This window comes from Fodinibius sp. (assembly GCF_041642155.1).
Taxonomy (GTDB): Bacteria; Bacteroidota; Rhodothermia; order Balneolales; family Balneolaceae; genus Fodinibius.
Genome location: NZ_JBEPWZ010000094.1, coordinates 1 through 10,187, shown reverse-complemented (window position 1 = coordinate 10,187; position 10,187 = coordinate 1). Strand labels below are relative to the sequence as shown.

The window sequence follows — 10,187 nt, the reverse complement described above, 5'->3', positions numbered from 1 at the left end:
GTAAAAGTACCCCCGAAGCTAAAAGAGCTGATGGAATCGGCCTACGAACTGGCGGTCCCCCTCGAGGTGGAGATGGGACTGGCCGATAACTGGCTGCAAGCACACTGAAAAATGCAGCCGGTCGCTATTGGCATACTATATTTTGCGCTGTTGGCAAACCAGAAACCCGGATGGGCAACACTAAATAACAAGCGTTAGAGCGAACCATGCGGGAAGGGCGACCGGCAGTAGCATACAGAAAAATTCAATAAGCTGCAGGTATGATTATTACCTGAAGCTGAATCCCACGCCCACTTGTCCCACTGGATATTTCGAGAGAGTGTAGGAAGCGGTGATATTAAAAATCGCCAACTTTATCCGGGTTCCTACCAGGCCCCGAAAGGAGTTATTATCGCTGTAGGAAATGTCAATGGGATTGTCGATCTTCTCGATCTTTTTAGGTTGACCGGACTGTTCGGGAAAATCTTCATTTGGAACGGTCACGGGATATGAACCGGGAGTATCGATGGTCAGGCTTGAGGTTTCATAGCCAATACCTCCGTAAAAGGATATGAAAGGCAGGGTCTTGCCGACCAGGGCGTTAATGGTAAAGGCGTTAGAACGCATGGCTGCTTTTTGCCCCTCCCAGGTTGAGGGATCATAGTTATTTTCCACGTCACTGCCCTGCTCCGGATCGACATCAAAAGCAATTGATGAGTTCAATCTGGTATAGCCGGCTTGCAGTGAAATATTGACGGGGATTAACTTGCCACCCGGCAGCCACTGCGTGATATCATGCTTGAGTCCAACCCCCCATAGGTCCAGATTTATATCATTGGGAAGATCAAGGGGAGGCACATAGCGAACTGTCACATCCGTCCCCTTGATGACCCCTGCACTTGCCTGCACCATCGGAGCCGGTACATACGGAACATCCGTACCCCCGGGCATTTCAAACTCCACCCGTTCCTGCTGCTGTTCGCCTGTTTGTGGGTTGGTATACGAAAAATAGGCGCCCAGGGTGGTATTTGATTCGCCAGGACCAAAGGCCGTCGGCGTAACAGGCGAGGTTGATTCCTCTTCGATATATTCCAGTTCCTTTAAATTCAGTTCCTGTACATTGAATGAACGATCGGCGCCGGGTACCCGGGCCACGCTGGCACTCACCGTCAGATCAAAGCCCAGCACGCTATGGGGTTTTGCCGTATTAAACCAGCCCGTGTTGAGGTCGGTTCCGAATCCGTTTCCGACGGGTTTGAAGTAGGCCTGTAGCAGCGTGTTGGCATCCTGTCTGCCTTCTTCGGTTGCGGCGGCCTGGATAATATCGCCGGCATTATTGAGCTGGGCCGTTACCGGGGATGTCCCGATTAATAATAAAAGACCGAATCCGATAAGGGTATATAGCTTTTTATCCATAATAAAATATCTGATAAGTGTATTGTGTTAACCGGTTTGTAAGTATGAGAATTTTCTAAAACCGTTCTTTTGGCCAATATTTGCATTTTTCGTGCATTCCACATCCTCTGAAAAAGTCATGCTGTTCAGTTTGATTCTATATCTCAGACTCTGGTCAAAATAGATGATCGCCGCAGGGGTAATACATCTTTTTGGGCTCTTGTCAATACCTTAAACAGGGATCCGGGCATTGAGTTCCGACAGTTGTGCTAACCCGGATTTCTCACAACCCCCGGTCAATCGTTTTCCAGTGAATCCAGGATATTAAGGTATGAATCGTAGCGGTCGGGATGAATGTGTCCCTCTTCAAAGGCCTGCATAACCCCGCAACCGGGTTCGTGGCTGTGCGTGCAGTTGTTAAACTTGCACTGTTGCCTGAATTCGAGCATCTCCGGGAAAAAAAGAGAGAGCTCCCACGGCTCAATGTTAACCAGCCCGAATTCACGAAGGCCGGGGGTATCCACAAGATAACCGCCCATGTGCAGGGGCAGAAGTTTGGCAAAGGTCGTGGTATGGGTGCCTTTTTCGTTATAGTCCGAAACAGATCCGACCTTGCGGTTGATGGATGGCTCGATATGATTCAGCAGGCTGGTCTTGCCCACACCCGAGGGACCTACAAACACCGACGTTTTTTCCCTGAGATCTTCCTTCAGCCGCTCCAGCGATTTCTCATCTTTAATGCTGGTGCGCAGTACCTTGTAGCCCAGTGAATCATAGAGTTCAGCAAAGTCGTCTATTTTTGGCTGATCCGCACCGGTCGCCAAATCCATCTTGTTCAATACAATACGTGCGGGAATCTGGTATGCCTCACAAGTCACCAGGAACCGATCCAGGAACCCACGCTTAATCGTGGGTTTTTTAATTGATTGTACCACATACGCACAATCTATATTGGCGACCAGTATTTGGTTACCCTCCTGGTGGTGCGTCGACTCGCGGATGAGATAGTTTTGCCGCTCTTCGATCTCCTGAATACTGCCGGAACCGTCGTCATTGATATCAAAATGCACAACATCGCCCACGGCAATGGGATTGGTCAGTTTGTGCTCTTCGAGACGAAAACGACCGGGGAGGCGGCAGTTAATTTTTTTTGCTTCGCCGTCGTGCCGGTACGTTACTTCGTACCAGCTGCCGGTAGATTCAACAACGCGTCCTCGGTGTTCCAAATGGGTGGCTTTTCGTTAACAATTGTCTGTGAGAACACAATATAAGAGGACTTTGTAAAAACTCCATCCCGAATATGGAACATAAGCCGCCGCCGACCTGCTGTGCACAACGGCGAAATCTCACTCTTAGAAGCCTTTGCAAAACCGTTTTTTGGCAAAGGCCGGCGTTATCGGTCGGTTGAAATTCTCATATGGGGATATGCTGCGATTCCAACCTCCCTCTGGCCTTGACTTTTCCCGATGCTTCGGGACTGGTTTTTCAAAGGCTTCTCTTAGGGAGAGTACCTTTCCGGCCCCGGATATGCCGGTGTCAATCACCAGCGGTGGTCTCAGCCGGGGCCCTCACAGGTCTCAGACTTGCGTTATTTTATCCAAATATTAAGTCGGGGGCATAGACTTATGGACTCCCTCGCTAAACTCTTCAATCATTTTTGCATTAAAAGCGGGAATATCATCCGGATTTCGGCTGGTAGTCAATCCTCTGTCCACTACTACTTCCTGGTCCACCCAGTCAACCCCGGCATTGACGAGATCCGTTTTAATAGAGTGGTAAGACGTCATTTTTCGTCCCTCCAGCTCCCTGGTTTCTATCAGGATTTGCGGACCGTGACAAATGGCGGCGATGGGTTTCCCTTCATGCAGAAAATGTGTGACAAACTGGACAGCTTTTTTATTGGTTCTCAGCTGATCGGGATTTATAACACCGCCGGGAAGCAGGAGTCCGTCATAGTTGTGAGGATCCGCTTCGTCCAGCGATACATCCACATCATATGCGTCGCTCCAGTGATCGTGATCCCAGGCTTTGATCGTGCTTTCTTTAGGAGAAATGATGTGGGTTTCAGCTCCGGCCTCCTCAAGCGCCTTTCGTGGTTTCGTCAGTTCAACTTCTTCAAATCCGTCTGTGGCTAAAATAGCGATGGTTTTACTGGTTAGTTGAATAGCCATAATGAATGATATTTAGCATTGTTGATTTTCTATATTTACTTTTTTAAATCAGATCTTGCCGTTTTTTGTTCCGCCCGGCCCTGTAAAAGTCTCTCTTTTATAGTAAAAATTAAAAGAGCCCGGCTCTTTCGAGGCGGGCTCTTTCCGTTCGAGAAAAAATAAAATTACAATTACTCCATTACGACGGTCTCTCCCGAAGAGTCGTTATCCTTGGTTACTTTGCCGTTCTGCGATTTGTATTGTTCGCTCACCTTAAATCGCTCGGCAGGATTTACGACCGCTTCGTCTTCCAGCACGATATCCAGCAGCGGGTCCATGCGCTCCAGATACTGGACTTCAAGATCGCCGAGCACATCCTTGTCTATTTCCTCGACATCCTTTTCATTTTTCCCGGGCAACAGTACCTTCTGGATGCCGGATCGTTTGGCAGCCAGTACTTTTTCTTTAATGCCGCCCACCGGCAGTACCAGCCCGCGCAGGGTAATCTCGCCGGTCATGGCCAGCGTCCCCTTCACTTTACGCTGGGTAAAGATGGATGAAATCGCCGAAAAGATCGAGACACCGGCAGAGGGGCCGTCTTTGGGGACCGCTCCCTTGGGGACGTGAATATGGAGATCCCAGTATTTAAATGCATCTTCGGGGATATTCAGCTCATCGGAGTGCGCCTTGAGGTACGACATCGCCAGCATGGCCGACTCTTTCATCACATCGCCCAGCTGCCCGGTAATATGCAGCTTGCCGCTGCCTTTGGACACGCTGGCCTCTATGAACAGGATGTCGCCGCCGTAGGGCGTCCATGCCAGTCCCGTAGCAACCCCCGGCACTTTCGTGCGTTCGGCTACTTCGGAGAAGTATTTACGCTTGCCGAGGTAATCCTGCAACTCGTTGACCCCAACCGTATGCGGACCTTCTTCCCCTTTGGCAATTTTTGCGGCAACGCCCCTGCAGACAGATCCAATCTGGCGTTCCAGTGAGCGGACGCCCGATTCGCGCGTATATTCGTCAATGATTTTTTCGAGGGCCTGATGCGTGAGCTTAATCTGGTCTTTGCTGAGACCATTTTCCTTGATTTGTTTCGGAATCAGGTGTTCCTTGGCGATCTGTGCTTTTTCCTGCAGGGTATAGCCGCTGATGTTGATAATCTCCATACGATCCCGGAGCGGAGCGGGGATGGTATCCAGCGAGTTGGCCGTTGCAATAAACAGTACTTTGGAGAGGTCATATTCCAGCTCCAGGTAGTTGTCGGTAAAACTGTCGTTTTGTTCGGGATCAAGCACTTCCAGCAGGGCGGAAGTGGGGTCGCCGCGGTAGTCGGATCCCACCTTGTCGATCTCATCGAGCATAATGACGGGATTGGCCGTTTCCGTCTTCTTCATGGAGCGCAGGATGCGTCCCGGCAACGCTCCGATATAGGTTCGCCGGTGACCGCGAATTTCGGCTTCATCGTGAATACCGCCCAGGCTGAATCGATCAAACTTGCGATTCAACGCACGGGCAATGGATTTTCCGAGAGAGGTTTTTCCCACGCCCGGAGGTCCGTAGAAGCAGAGAATAGGCGCTTTCATATCGCTTTTCAGCTTCAGGACGGCCAGGTATTCAATAATGCGTTTTTTTACCTTGTCCAGTCCGTAGTGATCCTCGTCCAGCACCTTCTGAGCGTTTTTGAGGTCAAGGTTGTCCTCTGAGTACGAGTCCCACGGAAGATCGAGAATCCACTCGATATAACTGTGGATAACCCCGTAGTTGGGAGAGGAGTTGGGCGTGCGTTCCAGGCGTGTAATTTCTTTCTCCACGGTTTCCTGGGCTTCTTCGGGGAGATTTTTCTCCTTGGCCCGTTTGCGCAGTTTTTCGACTTCCTGGTGTTCACCGTCCTCCCCGAGTGCTTCCTGGATTGCTTTCATCTGCTGCCGCAGGTAGAAATCGCGCTGCTGATCGTCAATGTCTGACTTTACCTTGGTACGAATCTCCTCGCTGAGATTCAGTACCTGCAGCTCTTTGTTCAGAAACTCCATAACCCGCTCCATACGCGTCGAGAAAGTGCGGATCTCCAGGACTTCCTGCTTGTCCGCAGTCGATACATTCAGGTTCGAGGAGATGAAGTTCAGCAGAAAGATCGGGCTGTTGATATTATTAATTGCTATAGAGGCCTCCGAGGGAATATTCGGTGACAGGTTTACAATCTTCGAAGCCGTCTCTTTGACCGAGCGGATGGAAGCATCCCGTTCAACCCCTTCCAGATCCATCTCCTGGTGGTAGGGTTCCACTTTTGCCTTGAAGTAGGGTTCTTTCTGTAAAAACTCGTCAATCTTAAACGTTGTTTTTCCCTGAATGACAATACTCTTACTGCCATCAGGCATTTTTATAAGTTTCAGAATCTGGGCAACGGTTCCGATCTCATAGAGATCCTTGGTACCGGGATCTTCATCCTCTTCATTTTTCTGGCTGACAACACCAATGGTTTTATCAGATTCGTATGCTTCCTTTACCAGTTCCAGTGAACGGTCGCGGCCAACCGTAATGGGCACGACAACTCCCGGAAAAAGAACCGTGTTCTTCAGGGGGAGGATCGGCAGTTCGTCGGGAATTTCAGACTCCGTTAATGCTTTTTCTTCCTCTTCCGACATCAGAGGAATAGCCTGCTCAAAATCGTCGAATTGGTCGTCAATATCCTCAAAGTTGACCATATTTTTGAACATATCCTTCATGTATATTAATGTTTAATCAAAGTTTTATTCAGTTGGATAAGTAGGATGCAAATAAGGAGCCAAGACTATTCCACCTACCAATTAGTCATGCTTACTGGCAAAATAACAAAATGTAGCAGAAAATGGAGTTTTTATTGACAGCTTGACAGAAATAGCGTCATTAAAAATGGAGCTGGAGTCCGCCAAATGCAGCGCCCACCAGGGTTGCCCCGGCCGATTCCTGGCGAAACAGGGCCCGGGCGCCGACGTTGAAATCCCAATGGTTGGTTTCAATACCGCTGCCGAGTCCCACCTGCAGGGGTTGTTCCGATGCAAACCGGGTGCCCAGACGTATAGGAAACCCGGGGAGGGGACGTATTTCAGTGCCGAGACGCACCCCCAGGTTGGTCGTTGTAAAGGCGGTATCGTGGAGCCCGAGGGTGAGATCACCCATAAATTTGAATTGTTCGAGCTCCAGCAATACGCCCGTATTAATCGATGTGGGGAGGAGGGCGGAATAGGGTTCATCAGATTCCTGTTCGGCCGTTATCAGTGGATTGGGCAGCAACGGGGCCTCGTGCAGGTAGCTGATATACTGTCCACCAGCCCCCACAAACATCGTATTTGCTGCGACCGGCAGCTGAGCCTGAGAGGAATCTTTAGCGGACGACATACGCAGTGGTTGACTGTGATAGCGGATCGTACCGATGTCATTTAAAGAGAAGGCGATGCGCAGTGAGTTGTCAACTGCAGGCGAGGCAGATGAGTTCGGGTCGTTTCCCTTCCTGCTGCTGAGCGGGATCACATAATTGAGTCCGAAGTCGAAACCGACTCCATAGCCCGTCTGCTGGTAATGATAATTGTCTCGAAAATTATTTTTGATTGCCCGGCGGGGATTGCGGGACTGAAGATAATCGGTGGTTGTGCCACTAAAACGCCCGGAACTCTGCATGCTGAAGTCGGAAACAAAGGTACTGTTCCTGCTTTCTTCACTATCCCGGATGTACCGGGCATTATAGCTGGCATCAAAGGCGGGTCCGGCCAGTATAATTTTAGGAGCTATACCAATATAGAGCGTATTCAGGCGGGGCATGAGTCCGTTTACAAAGGTGAATTCCTGAGCGTAGCCCACTGCGAGTTCATAAAATTCACTGCGGTGTTGAATTAATGAAAAGTCGCGGATCTGTCGGCCGTTGTGTTCCGTGAACTCGTCCTCATACCACCCGCGTCCGGTCTTGATGGTCGAAGCGTAACGAGCCCGCAGGGCCACCGACAAGGCATAATCCCGTTGTTGCCATATCGCCCCGGCGAGGATAAGATCCGCCCGCTGCTGATTTAGGGACTGCAGCTTATTCTCGGAAAAATGAGTATTCAGGATACTGCCTTGCTGTTTCGGGCTGATGTCTGCAGCCACTTGCGTATAGGGTTGATAGCCATCGAGGAAATTTGCGAACTGCTGGCTGAGCGATCTGCTTGAGCGCAGCGGCTGGAACTGAATGGCACCCTGGCCAATCTCCAGGTGAAATTGTCCGGGATGACCCTGGATCATCAGGTTCGCGGGATTCCAGTAGGTGGCCTCGGGTCCGTTCAGGTAAGCCGTTCCGCCCCCGCCGAGGCCCATATTTTCGGCCGTGATGACCGGTTGCGCGTGGACCGGGCTGTTGCCCAGTCCCACTACAGCCAGCATCAGGCACAAGAGGGGAATCTTCGCGCGTATTTTGTTAAATGATGACGATTCTTTTCTCAATGGAGTGGTCATGTGAATGCTAACCGATGACTTGCAGTTTAGCCACCCGCAGCATCAGTGTTTTCCGTCCTCGTTCTTTAAAGTAGATAACGACTTTTGTTTTTTCGCCCTGGCCGCTGCGGCTAATAATTTTACCGGGTCCAAAGACATTATGTTCCACCTTCGCGCCCACCTGAAAGGGATCTTCATCCGGATTGTCATAATAGATCCGGGTCGTATTGGAAGAGCGGTTATTTTTCTTGTAGAGCGGTTTTTTCCAGTCATATTCAACCTGTGTGCTTCCGGAATCGCCGCTCACCTTTTGGCTTCCATTTAAATTGTTGCTCTTTTGCTTGATAGAGGCGCCGGTCTCTGTTCGGACCACATCCGGGCTTACTTCATCCAGGAAGCGGGAGCGCCGTTTTCGCTGTTCTTCCCCATACTTGTACCGGCTGCGGCAGTGGCTGAAGAAAAGGACTTCTTCGGCGCGTGTTATAGCGACGTAAAACAGCCGGCGTTCTTCCTCGATATTCACCTCCTCGCTGTCCCGGCTGCCAACGGGAAACAGCTCTTCCTCGAGTCCCACTACGAAGACCACCGGGAATTCCAGTCCCTTGGCGGCATGAACCGTCATCATCGTAACGGCCGGTTTTTCTTCATCATATTTATCGGTATCGGTAATAAGGCTTATTTCCTGCAAAAACGAGCTCAGGGAGGCATTATTATTGTTTTTTTCGAAATAGGAGATCGCATTTTGAAGCTCCAGGATATTTTCCCGGCGCGTCATCGACTTGGGGGAATTTTCTTCCACAAGGGATTTCATATAGCCGGACCGTTCCAGCAGTTTTTTGGTGATATTAATGAGCTTCTTGCCGTTTTTCAGGTCTTCTTTAAGCTCATTGATCATCGATACGAACTCCCTGACGCTTTTTTCAGCCGGCTTGTAGAGATCGATCTCCCCGACATTTTCCAGGACCCGCCAGAGCGACAGGTTTCTGGCCCGCGCCTGCGCCATCAGATCGTGCAGCGATTTGTTACCGATGCCACGCGAAGGTTCGTTGATGATGCGGATGAGGTTGGTGTCGTCGTCGGGGTTGATAAGGAGTGTAAGGTAAGCCAGCACATCCTTGATCTCCTTCCGCTGGTAGAACGAAAGTCCCCCCACCAGCTGGTAGGGGACCCCTTTGCGGCGAAAGGTCTCTTCATAGACCCGGCTCTGGTAGTTTGTGCGGTAAAGTACGGCAAAGTCGTTGTACCCGTAGCCCTTGCGCGCTTTAAGCTCCTGGATATAGTTGGCGACACGGTTGGCCTCGTCGCGCTCGTCATAATTGTCGAGCACCGTAATCGCATCGCCCATGTCGTTGTCCGTCCAAAGCGTCTTATTCAGCTGACTGTCGTTTCTTTTGATGATGGAGTCGGCAGCTTTCAGGATCGCCTTGGTGGAACGGTAGTTCTGCTCCAGCGGAATTTCAACAGCCTCCTCATAATCACCCTTGAAATCCAGAATATTCCGAATATCGGCACCCCGGAAGGAATAAATGCTCTGGGCATCGTCTCCGACCACGCACAGGTTTTTGTATTTGCTGGCCAGCATATTGGTCACTTTATACTGCGCGTGATTGGTATCCTGGTACTCGTCGATTAAAATATATTTGAAACGGTCCTGGTATTTCTCCAGAACCTCTTCATGCTGCTGGAAAAGCTCAATCGGTTTAACCAGCAGGTCGTCAAAATCCATGGCGTTGTTATGCTTCAGCCGCTCCACATACTGCCCGTAGATTTTGGCGGTGATGTCGTCCAGCGTGCTGTGCACAAACTTCTCCCGGTAGTGATCCGGGTGGATGAGTTCGTTCTTCGCATCGCTGATGAGGCGCTGGATGGTGCGGGGACGAATTTCCTTGGGGTCGTAATTGTTTTCGCGCAGCAGCTGTTTGATGGCATTTTTGGAATCGTCCGTATCATAGATTGAGTAGTTGGAGGTAAAGCCGATCCTCTCCGCCTCAAACCGCAGGATCTTGGAAAAAACGGAATGGAAGGTACCCATCCACAGCCGCCGGGCCTTATCGCCAATCAGCTGCTGGATGCGTTCCTTCATCTCTTTGGCTGCCTTATTCGTAAAGGTCAGTGCCAGGATATCGTCGGGAGCAGCCTTCTGCTGCTGAATGAGATACGCTATGCGGTAGGTAAGTACGCGTGTTTTGCCGCTGCCGGCCCCGGCGACGATAAGCAGGG

General features: G+C 50.5%; 6 protein-coding genes. All 6 read right to left on the bottom strand.

All coding sequences use genetic code 11. From position 1 onward, the window contains the following. Positions 1-267: 267 nt before the first annotated feature. Positions 268-1,395, bottom strand: coding sequence for a DUF6588 family protein (locus ACESLU_RS07465; RefSeq protein WP_372637320.1), 1,128 nt, complete (start codon positions 1,393-1,395; stop codon positions 268-270). Between the two features lie 275 nt (positions 1,396-1,670). Further along, complete coding sequence (rsgA, locus tag ACESLU_RS07460; RefSeq protein ID WP_372637318.1) at positions 1,671-2,600, bottom strand: ribosome small subunit-dependent GTPase A; 930 nt, start codon at positions 2,598-2,600, stop codon at positions 1,671-1,673. 378 nt (positions 2,601-2,978) lie between these two features. Then, positions 2,979-3,545: a type 1 glutamine amidotransferase domain-containing protein gene (locus ACESLU_RS07455; RefSeq protein ID WP_372637315.1), complete on the bottom strand. Its 567-nt coding sequence runs from the start codon at positions 3,543-3,545 to the stop codon at positions 2,979-2,981. A 170-nt stretch (positions 3,546-3,715) separates the two neighbouring features. Next, positions 3,716-6,250, bottom strand: a complete 2,535-nt coding sequence (gene lon, locus ACESLU_RS07450) for an endopeptidase La (RefSeq protein ID WP_372637312.1) — start codon at positions 6,248-6,250, stop codon at positions 3,716-3,718. A 160-nt stretch (positions 6,251-6,410) separates the two neighbouring features. Next, positions 6,411-7,988, bottom strand: a complete 1,578-nt coding sequence (locus ACESLU_RS07445) for a DUF5723 family protein (protein WP_372637309.1) — start codon at positions 7,986-7,988, stop codon at positions 6,411-6,413. Between the two features lie 7 nt (positions 7,989-7,995). Continuing rightward, positions 7,996-10,187: ATP-dependent helicase (locus tag ACESLU_RS07440; RefSeq protein WP_372637306.1), on the bottom strand; the 2,192-nt coding region annotated here is incomplete at its 5' end.